This window comes from Sphingobacterium sp. UBA7625, from assembly GCF_002484085.1.
GTDB classification, from domain to species: domain Bacteria; phylum Bacteroidota; class Bacteroidia; order Sphingobacteriales; family Sphingobacteriaceae; genus Sphingobacterium; species Sphingobacterium athyrii.
In genome coordinates, this window is the sequence record NZ_DLJD01000062.1 from 1 (window position 1) to 18,490 (window position 18,490).

Here is an 18,490-nt window from a genome sequence, read left to right on the forward strand (position 1 = left end):
TTAGCCGGAACAAGAAGCATCTTTTGAGTGACATCATCATTCTGTCGATCCTTGGTGTACTTTGTGGTGCTGAATCCTGGGATTCCATTGAGGCTTTCGGTAAAACCAAGCTTGGTTTTCTCAAAGGTTTTCTCAAACTGCCTCATGGGATTCCCTCACACGACACGATCAATCGTGTCTTCAGCGGTCTTCGGCCCAAGTTGTTTGAAAAAATGTTCGTAGAATGGGCAGGTAGCCTGAAGAATGAGTCGATCAAAAAGGAGGTCATCAGTATAGATGGGAAGAGCATTAGGGGTTCAAGGGATAGTTTTCATTCCCAGAGTCCAATACACATGGTGAGCGCATGGGCATCCAGTAATGAGCTGGTATTGGGACAATTGAAAGTCTCTGATAAGAGCAACGAGATCACCGCAATCCCCCTTTTATTGGAACTGCTGGACATAGAAGGGAGCATCGTGACCATAGATGCTATGGGTACCCAAGTCGATATTGCACAGAAGATCGTAGAGAACAAGGCGGATTATATCCTATCGGTCAAGGGAAACCAACAGGAACTATTGGATCAGATAAAGGGTCGATTTGAAAACCAGCTTCCAGCAGACGCAGACCTAGCCCAGGAGAAAGGGCACGGACGCATAGAAAGCCGTAAATGCGAGGTGATCACCGACCTTACCTTCATAGACAACAGTATTTCATGGGCTTCAATAAAATCGGTGGTACGCATAAGTTCCACAAGGGAGATAGGAAACAAGGTGACCACAGAACAGCGCTACTATATCAGCAGCTTGAGTGAAAAAGCTGCACATTTCAATAATTATATCAGGTTACACTGGGGCGTGGAAAACAAGTTGCACTGGTCACTGGATATGATATTTAATGAGGACAGGCAAAGAAAGAGAGCAAAGAATGCCGCCGACAACTTCTCATATATTAGAAAAATAGGACTCAATCTGCTCAAAAAGGATACATCAAAAGGCTCATTGGTCACAAAGAGACTCAAAGCGGGATGGGATGATAAGTATCTAATGCAAATTTTTAATCAAATTTAAATGCGTTGACCCTGCAAAAGGAGATAATATTTATGAAATCTGGAGTAAAGAATTAGCAAATTAACAAGATGACAATAGAAGAATTTCAATTATTGGACAGTCCTGTTCATCACTGGTCTGCCGTCCAAAAATCATTATGGTATGACAAAAAAGGAGATTGGAAAACAGCACACGACCTCATTGATCAATTGGATGATTTAGAAGCCGCCCATGTACATGCGTACCTTCACCGAAAAGAAGGAGATCTCTGGAATGCCCGCTACTGGTATAATCGGGCACATCAACCTGTTTATGCAGGTGATCTTGACGCGGAATGGAAGGAATTGTTTCGACTATATTTCTAATCGATCTATTCATCCTGCCCCCTTCTTATAATCGCTTTCTCTAAAATGCTCCTACTCATTTTTGATGTAAATTTCGTTTATATTCCTATGGCATTAATCAATCCGGATAATTTATCAATTATCCCAAACAATAAATTTTAGCCAGAACATATAGTCAAAACAAAAACGAGAGTTTATTTTTGTAACAAAAATAACACAAAAGAAAAATAGCTTAAGACATACCAATGCAATGGCATGAATATTGAACATTGTTTTCTATACTTTAAAAAGTATACTTTTCATAAATTTAGGTTAATAATTGGTTAGGTTAAACACCTGAAGTTCCCCACTTCAGGTGTTTTTTATATATATGAAGCTATTGCTGGTATTACATTCAGCACCTTCTCTTCTGATCCCGCTCCAAACTAGATAATTATTTGTTTATGGACCAACATCTGATTTTGTCTAATGAAACATCGGATCCATTGTATTACTATATTTTTTGTTATATATTTAAGTCCATGATTAACCCGACACAAATTATGAAAAGAACATCAATTTTACTGTTTTTATTAAGCGGCCTTTCCATTGTGGTCCTACGGGCACAGGAATTTAATCCTAGCCGAATGGATAGCTTAATGTCCGCCATGGATAAAAAAAACGCCTGGATGGGAAGTATTGCAATAGCGAAAGGAGATAAATTACTTTATCAAAAGGCTATAGGTTACGCTGATAGAGCACAGCAAAAGCTTGCCACGACCAATACACGATATGGTATCGGTTCCATCTCCAAAACTTTCACCGCAACCCTTGTATTAAAAACAATCGAGTTAGGGAAACTGCAAATGAATCAAGCCCTATCTACCTTTTATAAAGATATTCCAAATGCTGATAAAATAACGATACGTCAATTGCTTGATCATAGTAGCGGGGTACACAGTGTCACTGATGACAAAGATTATTTAACATGGAACACAAAAGCGCAAACTGAAAAAGAACTTGTTGAGCGTATGATCAAAGGTGGCGCTGAGTTTGATCCGGGCAGTAAACATGAATATAGTAATTCAAACTACATTTTGCTGACTTACATCTTAGAAAAAGTTTGGAAAAAAGACTATGCTTTTTTATTGAACCAGCAGATCTGCCAGCCGTTAAAATTGGAACAGACCACATTTGGCCGGCCACAAAATAGTACCAAAGATGTTAGCGAGTCGTATAGATTCACACAAGATTGGGACCTAGAGCCACATACGGATAATTCTGTTCCTCTTGGCGCCGGAGCAATATGGTCTACCCCAACAGATCTGGTCAAGTTTTTTAATGGTTTATTTAACCAAAAACTGATCAATTCCACCAGCCTTGAAGAGATGAAAAAAATTAATGGCGGCTATGGGCTGGGGCTATTCCAAATGCCATTTTATGACCGCCGGGGATTCGGTCACACAGGGGGGATTGACGGTTATTCTTCTGTGGCGAGCCATTTTGATGACGGCAATTATAATGTTGCACTCATCAGCAACGGCAATAATTATAATAATAATGAAATACTAAAATTCAGCTTTGGTGAACTGTATCAAAAACCTTTCCCTCTTCCTGATCTTTCAGAAATACAATTGACAGATGAGGAAACCACGAGCATACTAGGTGAATATAAAAGCGAACAGCCTCCAATTCAGATCAATATTACCAAAGATGACGGCAAAATATTGGGACAGGTTGTAGGCCAACCCGCTTTTCAATTGAAACCAAAGGATAAAAACACATTGGTGCAGCTTCAATATGGTGTAAAAATAGTTTTTGATCGCAGTGAGAATAAGATGACGCTCTATCAGAATGGGCAAACACTTATCCTGAAAAAATAGTTCTCGCTACCCGAAAACAGATGCCCCACTTTCTTCTCTTAGACTATAGATCAGAAAGAAAGTGGGGCACAATGTACTAAATCAACAGTACCTATTTGAGGTTTACCGGCACAAACACAATCTTTCGATAATTCTCCTTTTCGAATAAAATACCGATTCTATTTTTATTTAAAAGAACCAAATCGGAATAAGCCGCATAGTCACCTTTAACACCCTCGGGAGCTTTAGCAACAACTCGATTGAAATACCAGGTTTTCCCCTGATCCTTACTCAACCGCAGCGTCAGATTATCTCTTCTGTCCGATGTTGCTGCATTACAAACAGCTAACACGTATCCGCCTTTCCCCTGCCAGGAAAGCACAGAACCCTGATTGACAGGATCGAGCAGGTTTTTATCATAATAAGTTGTATCCCAAGTTACTCCGCCGTCGTTCGAATACGAAACAATTCGTTCTTTCACATTTTCTCGTTGATTGCGGGAATTCATATACAGCCCTGTATTCGATATTTGTGCAGCCATTGTCTCATTTGACCCCTCAAATTTGACGCTCGCTCCTATCTTGAATGTCTTTCCATGATCATCCGAGTAATACGAATGGGCAAAATAGTCTTCGCCATTTGCTTTTGGATTTCCTTCGGAATGATTCGCAGGGATATAAATACGTCCTTTATATTTACCAGAATCGAATTGCAATGCATGTCCAGGTGTATTTGCATAGGCCCGCCAATCCTCATCAAAAGCATATTGTGTATTTACTGAAGGCTGATTGGGACGATGGGTCTGCAGTGTAATGTTCTGCGAATCGGACCAGGTTTTACCACCATCTGTCGAACTCACTGACCAGCACTCGCGTAAACCATTACCTTTACGCACCTCTGCTTCATGATTATTACCAGTATTGTAAAAAAGTAACAGTCTTCCCTTCGGATATGCTGGATCTAACAAGTCGACCAGGGGAGCAGGATTTCCGACCTGCAAATGGTCATTGTCAACAGCGACATGCAATGGTCCCCAGGTTTTACCATTGTCCGGACTGATTTTATAAACAATATCTACATTACCAAAATCCCCCGCATGATCCACCCTTCCCTCGGCAAAGGCAAATAACCGGCCTTGTTTATCTTTGACAATAGCCGGTATCCGATAGCTTTTATAACCGCCTTCACCGGATACAAAAACACTTACTTCCTGTGCTCCTGCGTAGGTATACAATCCAACAAACATTGCCGTCACAACAACATTTCGCATTCGAATCCACCTTGTATTCATCATATTTACTTATCACTTTTAACTATAAAAATAGAATAATCTTCTATCTTTAAAGAAAGGATAGCATAATCAACAACAAAACCATTATTACAATGAAATTAACCTCTATCTGCTTAGCACTTATACTATGGGGCATATGCGGCCAGGTACTGGGGCAAAATAGGCCTAATATCGTGATTATTATATCAGACGACCATGCCTATCAGACCATTGGTGCCTATGGATCAACTTATGCCAAAACGCCGTACATTGACCGTATTGCGGCTGAAGGAGCAATTTTCAACCATGCCTATGTTAACAACTCCATTTGTGGTCCAGCCAGAGCCACCCTATTGACAGGCAAGTATAGCCACAAGAATGGATTTAAGGACAATGAAACTTCCGAATTTGACTTCAACCAAGATTTATTTGTCAAACAGTTACAGCAGGTGGGCTACCAAACAGCCTGGGTCGGAAAGATCCATTTGGGAGAACAACTACAAGGGTTCAATTATTATGATATCCTCGTGGGTCAGGGCACCTACTTCAATCCGGATTTCATCAGTAAACAAGGACGCAAGCGCACGGAAGGATATGTTTCAGATATCGTAACGGAAAAATCTATCAATTGGCTGGATACGCTGGATTCCAGTAAACCCTTCTGTCTGGTCATCGGTCATAAAGCGACTCATCGCACATGGATGCCCGACCCGAAGGACTTTGGCACCTATGACGCCATGAATTTTACTGTTCCATTAACATTTTACGATAATTATCAAAGCAGACAAGCTGCAGCGTTACAGGAAATGTCCATTGACAAAGATATGAAGATGGCCTACGATCTCAAGATGTTCGACTCTTTGGAAGATATGATGAACGATGGAAATTTCAAACGAATGAACCAAGAGCAAAAAGATAGCTATATTGCTTATTATCGACCAATCTACGAACAGCTCAAAAACAGTAAATTAACCGGAAAACAGCTTGCGGAGTGGAAGTTTAAACGCTATATGATCGATTATCTCAATACTGCGCAGTCAATGGATCGCAACATAGGCAAAGTATTGGACTATCTGGATCAAAAATCACTCAGTAAAAATACTGTCGTGATCTATCTTTCGGATCAGGGCTTCTATATGGGCGAACATGGTTGGTTCGACAAACGCTGGATGTATGAAGAGTCATTCCGGACGCCCATGTTAATGCGTTATCCCCCATTGATTAAACCCGCGACAAAAATCGAAGCAAAGTTGGTGAACGCTGATATCGCGCCCACTCTCCTCGAGTTGGCAAGGATCAAAAAGCCTAGTGATATGCAGGGAAAATCATTCGTTCATGTCCTAAAGAACACAAAAAAAGAACATCGCAAAGACCTATATTATCATTATTTTGAAAATGGGGAACATGCGGTGAGCCCCCATTTCGGTGTCAGAGATGATCGCTACAAACTGATCCGGTATTATAAACGTGTGGAAAGCTGGGAACTCTTCGACCTTCAAAAAGATCCGAATGAACTTCAAAATGCTTATAAAGATCCCACCTATCAGCAAATAGTTACCCGGATGAAACAAAAACTTATGGAACAAATCCGGGAATTTGACGACAAAGAAGCCGAAGCGATTTATAAAGTAGATATTGATCGGTAAAATAACACAGGGTATCCATAAACGCGATACCCTGTGTTATTTTAAGCCTTCATGCTATACTTGTTAACCCACAAGGAAATTCACTCTTCCGCCGTATGTTTTATTGATTATACCTAGTTTCACCTTATAACATATATAACGTATGCAGCAACAAGAACGTACTGCTTAAGCATTCAACTTATGTACCCATAGCGATACATTAAGAATACTTTATGGATACTTAATCTGTACTGCAAAGGTGCCTTGTGAATATTCAATCCATATTATAGGAGTAATTGTATCAAGACAATGTGTTTATTTTGCGATAAATGTATTTCGTCTGTATTCTATTACATTTATAATGAACATTTCACAAGCCGATATACTTAGTCTACGCATTCTGACCAAAGAATTACAAAAAAATAAAAAAGAAAGTATAGTTATCAGGTGGATTTTATATATTTGCATTAACATTTTTTAACACATGAAAATCAGTGCAATACATATACCTGTAAAACGAATGCTTCTAGGAGATGTTTTTCAGATAAATTCAAACAATCTCCTATAACCACAAAAAGATCCACTCATTATTATTACTAAATTAATATGGCAAAAAACAACATAGATTTTGTCGTACTGGCAGCGCTTTGCTTAAGCACGGGCACGCTATACGCTCAATCCACCATAAAAGGCAAAGTAGTCGACAACAACAACGCGCCCATTCAGGGCGCAACGATTACAGAAATTACAAGTAAAAAACAAGTACAAACGGATGTAAATGGCCTATTTGAATTACCGTCAAATGGGAATTCTATCAGTATACAAGTTCAATATATTGGTTTTGATCCCAAAACTGTCCAAACCAATCCCGGCGGACTTACGACAATTCAACTTTCTCCCACGAGTTCCCAACTGGATGAAGTTGTTGTAACCGCCTTGGGTATTTCGCGTGAAAAGAAATCATTAGGATATGCTGTCCAGGAAGTCAAGTCTACTGAACTTCAAACACGTCCTACGAATGCACTCAGTGCGCTTTCCGGAAAAGTAGCAGGTCTTCAAGTGACGACATCCGGTGGTAACATGGGGGGATCCACCCACGTTTTGCTTCGGGGTATCAATTCAATTGCGGGAAATAACCAACCGCTTTATGTCGTTGATGGCACGCCTATCGATAACACGGATTTAAACTCATCATCGACCATTAACGGAAGCGCAGGCAAAGACGTCGGTAATATGATACAAGATATCAATCCTGACGATATCGATAACATCTCCGTATTGAAAGGTCCCTCGGCTGCTGCTTTGTACGGTTCTAGAGCCGCTAACGGTGTTATACTGATCACGACCAAGCGTGCTTCAAAGGGGGAGAAGATAGATATTTCGTTAAATACTGGCGTTGATTTTGAGAATATTGTCCGACTTCCGAAAAGACAGCATTTATACGGTCAGGGGTACTCTACTGTTTTTCAGACCCAAACTATCAATGGCAAAGACTATAAAATTGTAAACTACGCCGCAGATGAAAGCTGGGGACCTAAACTCGATGGTACGCCTGTCCTACAGTGGTATAATTTAAACCCTGAAGATGAATCCAATTATCTGAATCCGTCACCATGGCTTTATCCAAAAAATGATGTAAGCTATTTCTTCCGTACGGGTGTAGCCAATACCAATAATTTTGCTATTGCCGGCAATAGTGGAAATACAAATTATCGTTTTTCATACACGAACAAAAATGTAAAAGGAACAACTCCGAATTCTAGTTTAGGTCGTAATACATTTAACTTTTCGGGCGGCACACAGCTAGGAAAATTGAAAATTAACTCTAATTTCAACTACATCCGTAATGCATCCATAGGCCGTCCATGGACCGGCGCCTCTAACCGAAATATTATCCTTGAAGCATTTCAATGGGGAGCTGTTCAAGTCGACTACAAAATACTGGAAAATTACAAACGTGCAGATGGAACCCCATTGGCATGGAACCGTACCGGCTGGCAAAATACACCCACAGACGAAGCAACAAAATTCATAGACAACCCCTATTGGTCTGCCTATGAATCCTATATGGAAGATCGCAGAGACCGGTTCTATGGAAATATTGGGTTGCAATATGACTTGAATAGCTGGCTTTCCCTAGGAGCTAAAGTACATGGAGATATTTACTCGTTCCAATCTCAGGATCGCATCGCCGTATATTCGCGCAGCGCTTCACAATATGAAGAGACAAGTAATAAACTGAACGAGTACAATTATGAATTTTTAGCTACAGCCAAAAAAAACTGGGATAAATTCTCATTCATTGGAAATATTGGAGCCAATCTCCGTGACCAACAGCGCAAGCAAGATTATGCCATTACCCAAGGAGGTCTAACTATTCCAAATTATTATAATCTAAAAAATGCGAATTCTGTCAAGATTGACAACTTTAAATATCATAGACGCATTGCATCTGTTTATGGCAGCTTTTCTTTGGGATACAATGATTTACTATACTTAGATGGAACAGTGCGCAATGACTGGTCTTCAACGTTACCAACAGATAATAACTCATTTATATATCCTTCCTTAACAAGTAGTTTTGTTTTTAGTCAATTAGAAACATTCAAAAAATTGGATTGGTTAAGTTTCGGAAAAATACGTTTAGGATGGGCCCAAGTCGGAAATGACACGGATCCCTATCAATTATATAAGGTCTATGAACCCGAGCAATCGTATGAAGGACAAGCTTCTTATGGCCTTCCAGGGATTAAACCAAATGCCAATTTAAAACCCGAAATTACCAGCTCTTGGGAAACAGGCCTAAATATACAATTGTTCAAAAATCGCTTGGGGTTTGATGTAACCTACTACAACAATAATTCTAGAAATCAAATCCTGCCTGTCCCTGTTTCCTCGGCCTTCGGATACGCAAGCAAAGTATTTAATGCAGGAAAAATTAATAATAAAGGCATTGAAATTGTCCTCAACGGAACACCTATCAAATCAGAAAACTTTTCTTGGGACGCAACAATCAATTGGGCGAAGAACAAAAACAAGGTAGTCAAATTAGACGATCAAGTGAATACGTTAACCTTAAGCAGTTCACTGATTCAATTGGTCGCACGTGAAGGCGAATCGTATGGACAATTCCTTGGTAATGACTTTGTGTATGCACCGGATGGACAACGTGTACTAGAAAAAGATACGCAAGATAAAGATGGTAAATTAATTAAGAATAGTACCTATATGAAGACCTCTCAATTGGTTCCTCTGGGCTCTATTCTGCCCGATTTCACTTTTGGTATCCAAAACAGCTTTCGGTATAAAAACTTTGCCCTCGGCTTTTTGGTTTCTGGTCGTGTAGGTGGAAAATTCTTCTCCCAAACCTATAAAGTCGGTATGTATTCCGGTATTCTGGACAAAACAGCTGCCAATAACATCCGTGAAACAGGTATTGTACTGGATGGTGTCAAAGGGGATGTTACTTTTCATAGTGACGGAACCTACGATGTCAAAAATATTACGCCAAACACAACCAACATTGATGCACAGCAGTGGGCGCGCAATGAATACAATGGGCCTACAACCTTTTCCATTTTCGATGCGACATACGTCAAACTCAGAGAAGTCACTTTAGGCTATAATTTCAAACTAGCCAATGTCAAAGTCATCAAGAATATCGGCGTTAGTGTCTATGGTCGGAATCTTTGGAATATCTATACAAAAAGTAAATACATTGACCCTGAATTCACTTCGAGTGGTGGTAATGTACAAGGCATTGAAGGCGGTGCTATTCCGCTGCCTGTTACTTATGGTTTTAATGTGAATCTAAAATTCTAAAAAAATGAAATTATTAAATATACTATATACAGCAACGATCGGCATCTCAGTTTTTGCGTCCTCCTGTTCCAAAACTAAATTTGCTGAGATTAATACCGATCCCAATCGTCCGGCTTCGGTACCAACGCCTACGCTATTGGTTACTGCGGAGAAACAGTTGGTCAATGCCTTACGGAGTGAGGAGATTAATCTTCGGGGAGCGCAGTTATTCGCCCAATATTTCAGTCAGAATATCTATACTGACCAATCCCGCTACCGAATAGACCAGAGTTATTCGGATAATTACTGGACAGCAACATACAAATCACTGAATAACCTGAATGATATCATCAAACTCAATACGGATGAAAGCACCAGAGCAATCGCCACAGCAGGGACAGCCGGCACCAATGCCAATCAAATTGCCATTGCAAGAATTCTCAAGTCTTATGCTTTCCAATCATTGACCGATGTCTTTGGCAATATTCCCTATGAGTCTTATGGCAATAAAGACACTGATTTCCAAGCTTTACAGCAGGATCCGGACAATCTTACGCCCAAATATGCTAGTCAGGAAAAAATCTATAAGGATATTCTCAACGAACTTCAACAGGCAGCGGATACCCTGCTCAAGTATTCGTCAGATAAAACCTTCGGCAGCGCCGATATAATCTATAAGGGGGCCAATGCAAACTGGGCAAAATTTGCCAATTCCCTCCGCTTAAGGGTAGCCAATCGTATCAAGGCCAAAGATGCCACTTTAGCTTCAGCACATATTGCCGATGCCCTGGCAAAAGGAGTTTTTACGTCCAATAGTGACAACGCTGTATTCAAATATTCGAAGACCTCACCCAATGAATCGCCTCTATTCCGGGCTACAGTAACAGCCAACCGGACAGATTTCGCGATCTCCGATGTACTTATTAAAGCCCTTCAAGGCACGCGCGGCCCTTTTAAAATTGCAGATCCAAGGTTAGCTAAATTTGCCAAACCAACAGCTGCAGATGGGAAATTTATAGGCCAGCCCTACGGCCTGCCTTTAGCTGCCGGAAATCTGTTCCCGGTTGATAAAATATCGCTACCAAGTGACCTGATCAATGCGGCAGACTATGGCGAAGTTCTTATGGAATACGCCGAAGTTGCCTTCATCCTGGCAGAAAATAATAATTGGGACCAAGCAAACTATGAAAAAGGAACCAGAGCATCGCTGGAAAAATGGGGCGTATCACAAGATGATATCAACAGCTATATCGGCAAACTTCCCACAGCGAACAAAGAGCACGTGCTTACTCAGAAATACCTGGCACTTTTCAACCAAGGCGTCGAAGCGTGGTCAGAGATCAGAAGAACGGGATATCCATTATTCCTGACAAAAGCAGGCGACCTACTTTGGACAGGCACTATTAATGGTGAAACGGTCAGCTATTACTTTACACCAGAAGTGGGAAAAGAAATACCCAGCCGCTTTGTTTACCCGTTAAAGGAACAAAGTACCAATAAAGCAAATTATCAGGCTGCGCTGGCCCAACAAGGAGATGATGTGATCAACACCAAAGTATGGTGGAATAAATAAAAAAGTATTTTCTACCCATTTGAACACCTGAAGTTTAAGATTTCAGGTGTTTTTTTTCAATTATTTCATAACTTCGTAAAGACCATTAAGAAAAAATGCCATGGATGATCAAATATTAGACAAAATCGACCAACTGAGTGAAGAGGGAAATGCTTATTGTGATGAAGAGAACTTTCGCGAAGCAATTAGGGTTTGGACTGAGGCGCTCAATTTAATCCCCAGTCCACAAAATGTCCACGCTGAAAGTCTTTGGCTGGAAGCCTCCATTGGGGATGCTTATTTCTTAGAGGACGACTTCGAAAACGCACTTCCACACTTTGAAAATGCTAAAGGCAATATCATCGAGAATGCCTATGAAAATCCATTTATCATGCTGCGGTTAGGGCAGTGTTACCTCGAAACAGCCAATACAGAGTCTGCACAAGAATATCTTCTTCGCGCCTATATGATGGAAGGAAAGGAAATTTTTGAAGAGGAATCACCAAATTATTTTAATTTTCTGGCTGATAACGTCGATTTGGACTAATCAATTGCATCTGCCAACTCCATTGGTAAATCAGATTCTAGAATGGATGCCCCCTGGGCAAATATCGCCCGATATTTTTTCTGCCGCTCAACCTTTTCTGGCTGCTTATCATAAGTAGAAGCGGAGGAGATCATGCACATGACTCCCTTTGCATTAAAAAAACGGTACATTTCTGTATTTGACTCTTTTAGCTCGGCTCCTATATAGACAATCATCCGGTCATAAGGTAATCCTGATGCTTTAAATTTAGCTAAGGCAGACTGATCTTTGATATGCATAGACATATACTGGTCTGGATGTTGGGCCAGATAGTAGGCCGCCTGCTCAACGTTATGTACAGTTACCCAAACCCAGCTATAGGCCTGATGTTTCCGTAATATAGCCGCAGTTGCCGACAGTGGCAAATCTTTCTTATCAAGATTTAAAATGGTTTTTCCCTTTGCCCATGCGATCACTTCATCCAGGGTATTGATAGGATATTGGGTTATATTTCCCGCATGATCCTTCAGACGAAGTTTACGTAGATCAGCCCAAGTATAGTCTGATACCCGCCCTACTCCATTGGTCACCCGTTCCAGGTTTGCATCGTGCAATAATACTGCAACACTATCTTTGGTATAACGCGGGTCTATTTCAAATATAGCCGGAATCTTACGTAATACAGCTTCAAAAGCCGCAATCGAATTTTCAGGAAGACCATCCTCTATCGTCCCCCGATGACCACTGATGATTTTCTTTCCTTCAGCATAGCGGAAATGTGCCCGCATCGCTTCTGCAGATTCAAAATTCAACCAATGAGTGCTTTGGGCAAAAACACGGGTATCCAAGAAATTGAAAAAAAATAATAATAGAACGACAGAAATTGCTTTCAAGCGTATATAATTGGATCCTAAAACAGCCATCTACCTTTGATTATTGAAATATACCCTGCTAAAATAGCTATCTTGTATCAATAAATTGTAAACAAAATATATACTCAAAATGAAAAAAATAAAACATACCGCTTAACCAGGCCGTATAAATTTTTCATGACTGTCAATGTATACCAACACAACATCACTATATTGTTCCATATTCATAGCGATCAAGAGAGACACTCCAAATCGAATTCCGATTTATCTTCGGAGATTTTGTAAATAAGAAAGTCGCTATAGAGACAGCCACTATATTAGAATTTTACGAGAAAAAATAGCAGTTTTTTTAGATGAAGAAATATTAAATATTCTATATTTGCATCAATTTATATTTGATCTAAATAAACTACCATGAAGAATAGAACACGATATATGATGTTCGCAGCGGGAACCCTTGTCCTTCTCGGGACGCAGTTACATGCACAAGAGTTATCTATCCTCGTAAAAAACAAAGAAAATCAACCAGTAGCTCAAGCCAATATCAAACTCAATGGAAAAAACATTGGATATTCCGATCAGCACGGGCAATTTCAGCTCAGTAAAGTGCCATCGGATAGTCCGCTTCAATTTCGTGTTTCCTATACCGGTTTTTCTCCTCTTGAAAAAACAGTGCGTTTAGATACACTCACCGGCCCTCTCTTATTCCAGTTAAATGCAACGCAGATTTTAGACGAGATTATTGTTACTGCCGGCCGTAAAGCTGAAAGTATATCGACTGTTCCCTCCTCTGTATCCATCTTAACCACAAAAGAGATCGAGGCACAGAGTCAGATCAGCACCAATCTTTCCACAATACTTGGTAATACAATTCCCGGGCTGGGAACAGCGACCAATAAAGCAACCAATTCGGGTCAGACCTTACGTGGACGATCCGTACTGGTTTTAATAGACGGCATTCCCCAATCCACGCCATTAATGAACGGCCAACGTGATCTACGCACCATTGATCCTAGCGTTATTGAGCGTGTGGAAGTTATTAAAGGAGCAACCTCCATCTATGGCAATGGCTCAGCTGGTGGGATCATCAACTACATCACACGCAACCCGGCAAAAGATTCAGCTCCCATCCAAGGAATTACCAGCCTGAGGACGACCTTCAATCCTATAAACAGTGCTGGAACATTAGGCTATCGTGCCGCCCAAACATTATATGGCCGAAAAAACAGCTGGGATTACACCGTCAGCGGATCGGCAGATTATGTGGGCCTTCAACGCGATGGAGATGGGACACCGCTTGGTCAAACAGATGGTCTTTCAAACACCTATCAATACAATGCATTTCTCAAAATCGGCTACACCATCGATAGCAGTTCCAATCTATCCGCTGTATATAATTTTTATCGAAGCAACCAGCACAACAGATACATCAGCCAGACAGGTGTCTATGGACAGTCCCCGACCATCGGAGTAAAAGGAGATGACCCTGGCAAACCTGCCGGTACGCCATACAATCACAATGCAATGCTGACGTATACCAAAAATAATCTTTTTGCCTCCACCTCTCTTGTTGCATCGGCCTATTACAACACCTTTCGGTCCATGAATCGTTATATCGAAAAAGCATCGGCCTGGTATGGTCCCGGCCAGACACAGATCAACTCTGAGAAAAAAGGTTTACGGATCAATCTCAACACGCCATTTCAGGTATTTGGCTCTAACGCAGATGTCACTTACGGACTTGATCTCCTGAATGATATTACGGATCAAAACCTGACAGACGGCAGGGTCTATATTCCCTATATGAATATGCTGAACGTGGCGCCCTATGCTCAAGTAAAAATTGATTTTCTCGAAAATCTAATCTTCAAAGGTGGGGTCCGTTATGAAAATGCAACCGTAAAAATAAAAGATTTCAACACCATTGCTACCGGACCGAATAATGAAGGTAGTATTGCTGTCAAAGGCGGTGAAATACCGTATAAAGGAGCCACGTTCAATGCCGGCCTCCGTTATAATAAATATTCTTTCTTTAACCCTTTCATAAGCTTTTCACAGGGTTTTGCTATCAATGAGCTTGGCAGAATTGTCCGCAGGGCAACGGACAACGACCTGGATAGTCTGAAAACAGATCCCATCATCACCAATAACTATGAAGTCGGGTTTTCTAGCAACTATAGTATTTTCCAATTAGCTGCTTCTTACTATTACAGTACTTCAAAAATGGGAGTAGAACTTGTAGACATTGGCGGTTATCTCATGCCACAACGACTTCCTGAGGATGTTTATGGATATGAAGTAGCCCTAAGTGCGACAATCAGTCCTCAGCTCACGATAGGTGGAACTTATGCTTATGTGGAGGGAAAATCGAAAAAAGAAGACGGTACGAAATCCTACCTCAACGGCTCTCGTATCGCTCCGATCAAAGCGACGGGATATATCTATTATACCCCGATCAAACCATTGACCTTTCAATTATTCTGGGTACATACCGGCGCGCGCGATCGTTTCATGCCTAACGAAAAAGGTGTTTATAAAAATAGCGAGGGGCCGGTTAAATCTGTTGATCTTTTTAACTTAAATGGTAATTATCAGATCAACAGACAGTGGTCATTGGGGCTAGGTATTGAAAATCTTTTCAACACGAACTACTACCCCGTTGTAAGTCAATATCGTGCACTAAATGAGGAATACGTAAGAGGTCAGGGAATGATGGCTTCCTTTAATATCAATTACAAATTTTAGATGATCAAATCTAGCATACTTTGGCTGCATAAATGGCTCGGTATAATCACGGGTGTTATCGTACTCATTTTAAGTATAACAGGGTGTATATATACCTTTCAGGATGAGCTCAAATTATGGGCTTATCCTGAAAAGTATTTTATAGCTCCTGTTGATAGCTCCACGGATCCGCTCCCTTTAAGTACCTTACTGAACAATGCACAAAGTAATCTTGAAGATGGGCAAAAAATCTCTCGTGTAGACCTCTATCCAGCGAAAAATCGAACCTGGGTATTTCGTGCCATGAAAACAGATGAGACAGCCTTTGGTCACTGGAATTACTTTCGCTATTATAAAAGGGTATTCATCAATCCTTATACAGGTAAGGTGCAACAGGTTGAAAACACAAAGACGGAGTTTTTTCAACTGGTCTTACAGCTCCACCTCAACTTGTTGCTTGGGAAAAAATATGGTCATGCCTTAGTAAGTTGGTCTACGGCGCTATTTATTGTCATTCTACTGAGCGGAATCGTATTGTGGTGGCCGAAAAAATGGAAAGGAAAAAATCTCCGCAGGAGCTTTTGGGTAGATACGAAGGTAAAATGGAAACGGTTAAATCACGATCTGCACAATGTGATTGGCTTCTATAGCCTTTTTATTGCACTGGCTTTTGCGATTACAGGTTTGGCATTTGCATTTCCGGGATTCAAAAAGACCTATATCGCTACATTTAATCTTTTTCAACATGAAGCGGCATCTACTCTTCTACCAGCCCCAAAACTAATTCCCTTGCCTTACGAAGAATTGCAGGACAATGCACTACACTACAGTCTCAAAAATTATCCGCAGGCTGAAATGTTTTCCATCCGACTGAAAAAAGAGACGGAACCGGAAGTAGATATTCAGATCAGACGGTACGAAAAACGGAGCGGTGTCTTTGACTGGTTATATTTTGACCGAAAACAAGCCCGTTTAAAAGAGATCAAAACGGGTGAGAACTTACGCCTCGGTGATAAACTGGGATCGTTGAATTATGATATCCACACCGGTAGTATAGGCGGCATGGGAACAAAGATTATTGCTTTTATCGCAAGCCTTTTTTGTGCTTCCCTACCCATCACGGGTTATATAATCTGGTTGAACAAAAGTAAGAAGGCAAAGAAAAAGAAGGGTTATCAACATAATGTTAATAAGTACTGTTAATAACAGCATCTTTTATTCTAAACATGTTATTAACACAGTTATTAACATAATGTGGAAAAGTAAACACAAAGGACTACTATTTGTAAAGAACAAAACGCTTCTATAACGGCCCTAAATAGATACTCCGAAATTTATTCATAAAAAAACAGACATATCTTTATATGCCTGTTTTTTTATGAATAATCCAACAATGAGTTAACTTCTTACAAATTTGGATTCTGTTCGTATTCTGTATTGGGAATAGCAAATAGATAATATGGACTATTATTTACAAAGTTAGAACCGTCAGAGAATTTGATCACCCGATGGCCTTGTCCATCGACCAATTTTGTTTTCCCTTCTTCGTCAACAACCTGCACCTGTATCGGTTCTCCTTTATCATTTAAAAAAGCCTTTCGTGTAACCTTACCTTGAGTACGAATAATATCAGATAATGCAAACCCCTCTCCCCAAAGCTCTTTTCTACGTTCAATCAAAATCTCCGCAATTAGTTTCGCGTTATCACTTCCTTCAAACAACTTCGCATTCCGTGCTTGTCGCAGTTTGTTCAAAGCAGCTACCGCCTTCTCTATATCTCCTGCTCTCGCATAACCCTCAGCTTCAATTAGTAACATTTCAGCTGAGCGCATATACACAATATCACCAATTTGATTTGTCTTCATTTTAAACTTCTTATAGCGTAAAAATCCTTCTCGGCCTTTCAGTCCATCCCATTCAAATAGCGCATAGCGGACATCATCTTTATCAAATAGATCCTTAAAATATGGATCAGCCATAAAACTATAATAATATGAGGCAGAAGAAGAAACATCAATATAGTGGAAAGTATAACTAGCTGTATTCTGCTCAGTAGTTTGCAAATGCCCCCATAGCCATTCTGAATTTTGAGCATCATTAAATCCGGTCTGATAATCCGACCCGCTCATTAGATTATGTCCGGCTGCTGCCTTATTTGCATATTCAGCTGCTAATTTCCATTCGCCAATCTGCAAATAAGTCCTGGCGAGAAGACCATAAACAACATCTATGCTGATCTGATATTTTTCCACCTTTGTAGCCGAAGCCAACAGCACCTCACTGTCTTTTAAGTCTTTCAATATCTGCTGATATAATTCCTCCAAACTCGCCCTGGGCTTACCTTTTGTCTGCAGGGTACTTGGTTCAGTATAAATTGGCACTGATTTCGCACTTTTGTCTTTTAGGTAGCTAAACTGATAGAACGAAGAAAGATTAAGATAGATAAACGCACGCAATGCTTTTGCCTGACCTTTTAGAAAGTTTTTATCAGCAACATCCCCAGTTACACCATCCACTTTTGCGATCACATTATTGGTATTATCAATGACCTTATAAAATAAGGTCCAGAAATAGGATACCCTAGATGACCGACGATTATCTAACTCTGTAAATGCATAGGCATCACGATAGCCATATTTAGTTGTTACCGCCACATCACTTCCCATGGCATCACTTGTACGCATGATAGCTGTATATCCCGGATTGGCGTAGGTAAAATAGGTATCATTTAAATATTTCCAGGTGCCGTTCACAACTGTTGCAACACCACGTGTATCTTTATAGATCTGTTCTTCTGTTACCGATGTCGTAGGCACCGTATCGAGCTTATCCTTACAAGATGTATTTATGAAGGAAAGCCCCAAAAGCATATAGAAAAGTTTTATTTTCGTGATTTTCATAATATTA

Annotated in this window: 12 protein-coding genes; 9 read left to right on the forward strand and 3 right to left on the reverse strand. The window is 40.4% G+C overall.

Going from position 1 to position 18,490, the window contains the following annotated elements; translation table 11 throughout:
• From B4G94_RS26470 to B4G94_RS26480, 3 genes are all read left to right on the forward strand, one after another.
• On the forward strand, positions 1 to 1,049 hold a 1,049-nt coding region (locus tag B4G94_RS26470), incomplete at its 5' end, for an ISAs1 family transposase (protein WP_286863107.1).
• A gap of 68 nt (positions 1,050 to 1,117) precedes the next feature.
• Entirely contained in the window at positions 1,118 to 1,393 is a 276-nt protein-coding gene (locus B4G94_RS26475) for a hypothetical protein (RefSeq protein ID WP_108636472.1), read from the forward strand.
• A 521-nt stretch (positions 1,394 to 1,914) separates the two neighbouring features.
• Positions 1,915 to 3,234 carry a serine hydrolase domain-containing protein gene (locus tag B4G94_RS26480; protein WP_286863109.1) on the forward strand — a complete coding sequence of 440 codons (1,320 nt, stop codon included), beginning with the start codon at positions 1,915 to 1,917 and terminating at the stop codon, positions 3,232 to 3,234.
• Positions 3,235 to 3,325: 91 nt separating this feature from the next.
• Here the strand turns inward: B4G94_RS26480 and B4G94_RS26485 are convergent, their stop codons facing one another.
• The gene (locus B4G94_RS26485; RefSeq protein WP_286863110.1) at positions 3,326 to 4,507 is read right to left on the reverse strand and encodes a sialidase family protein; all 1,182 of its coding nucleotides are present in this window, start codon (positions 4,505 to 4,507) and stop codon (positions 3,326 to 3,328) included.
• Between the two features lie 89 nt (positions 4,508 to 4,596).
• On the opposite strand from B4G94_RS26485, the gene B4G94_RS26490 reads away from it, so the two are divergent.
• From B4G94_RS26490 to B4G94_RS26505, 4 genes are all read left to right on the forward strand, one after another.
• Positions 4,597 to 6,129 (forward strand): sulfatase family protein, encoded by a 1,533-nt coding sequence (locus B4G94_RS26490; protein ID WP_286863111.1) that lies wholly within the window; start codon positions 4,597 to 4,599, stop codon positions 6,127 to 6,129.
• A gap of 585 nt (positions 6,130 to 6,714) precedes the next feature.
• Entirely contained in the window at positions 6,715 to 9,930 is a 3,216-nt protein-coding gene (locus B4G94_RS26495; RefSeq protein WP_286863112.1) for a SusC/RagA family TonB-linked outer membrane protein, read from the forward strand.
• Positions 9,931 to 9,934: 4 nt separating this feature from the next.
• A complete protein-coding gene (locus tag B4G94_RS26500) occupies positions 9,935 to 11,482 on the forward strand; it encodes a SusD/RagB family nutrient-binding outer membrane lipoprotein (RefSeq protein WP_286863113.1) in 1,548 nt (515 codons plus the stop codon).
• A 100-nt stretch (positions 11,483 to 11,582) separates the two neighbouring features.
• Positions 11,583 to 12,008, forward strand: coding sequence for a tetratricopeptide repeat protein (locus B4G94_RS26505; RefSeq protein WP_108636466.1), 426 nt, complete (start codon positions 11,583 to 11,585; stop codon positions 12,006 to 12,008).
• Here B4G94_RS26505 and B4G94_RS26510 read toward each other — a convergent pair.
• Entirely contained in the window at positions 12,005 to 12,910 is a 906-nt protein-coding gene (locus B4G94_RS26510; RefSeq protein ID WP_286863114.1) for a glycerophosphodiester phosphodiesterase family protein, read from the reverse strand. The genes B4G94_RS26505 and B4G94_RS26510 overlap by 4 nt on opposite strands.
• A gap of 363 nt (positions 12,911 to 13,273) precedes the next feature.
• Here B4G94_RS26510 and B4G94_RS26515 point away from each other — a divergent pair, with 363 nt between their 5' ends.
• Positions 13,274 to 15,604: a TonB-dependent receptor gene (locus tag B4G94_RS26515; RefSeq protein ID WP_286863115.1), complete on the forward strand. Its 2,331-nt coding sequence runs from the start codon at positions 13,274 to 13,276 to the stop codon at positions 15,602 to 15,604.
• Positions 15,605 to 16,786 (forward strand): PepSY-associated TM helix domain-containing protein, encoded by a 1,182-nt coding sequence (locus B4G94_RS26520; protein WP_286863116.1) that lies wholly within the window; start codon positions 15,605 to 15,607, stop codon positions 16,784 to 16,786.
• Positions 16,787 to 16,989: 203 nt separating this feature from the next.
• Here the strand turns inward: B4G94_RS26520 and B4G94_RS26525 are convergent, their stop codons facing one another.
• Positions 16,990 to 18,483 (reverse strand): RagB/SusD family nutrient uptake outer membrane protein, encoded by a 1,494-nt coding sequence (locus B4G94_RS26525; protein WP_286863117.1) that lies wholly within the window; start codon positions 18,481 to 18,483, stop codon positions 16,990 to 16,992.
• Between the last annotated feature and the right edge of the window lie 7 nt (positions 18,484 to 18,490).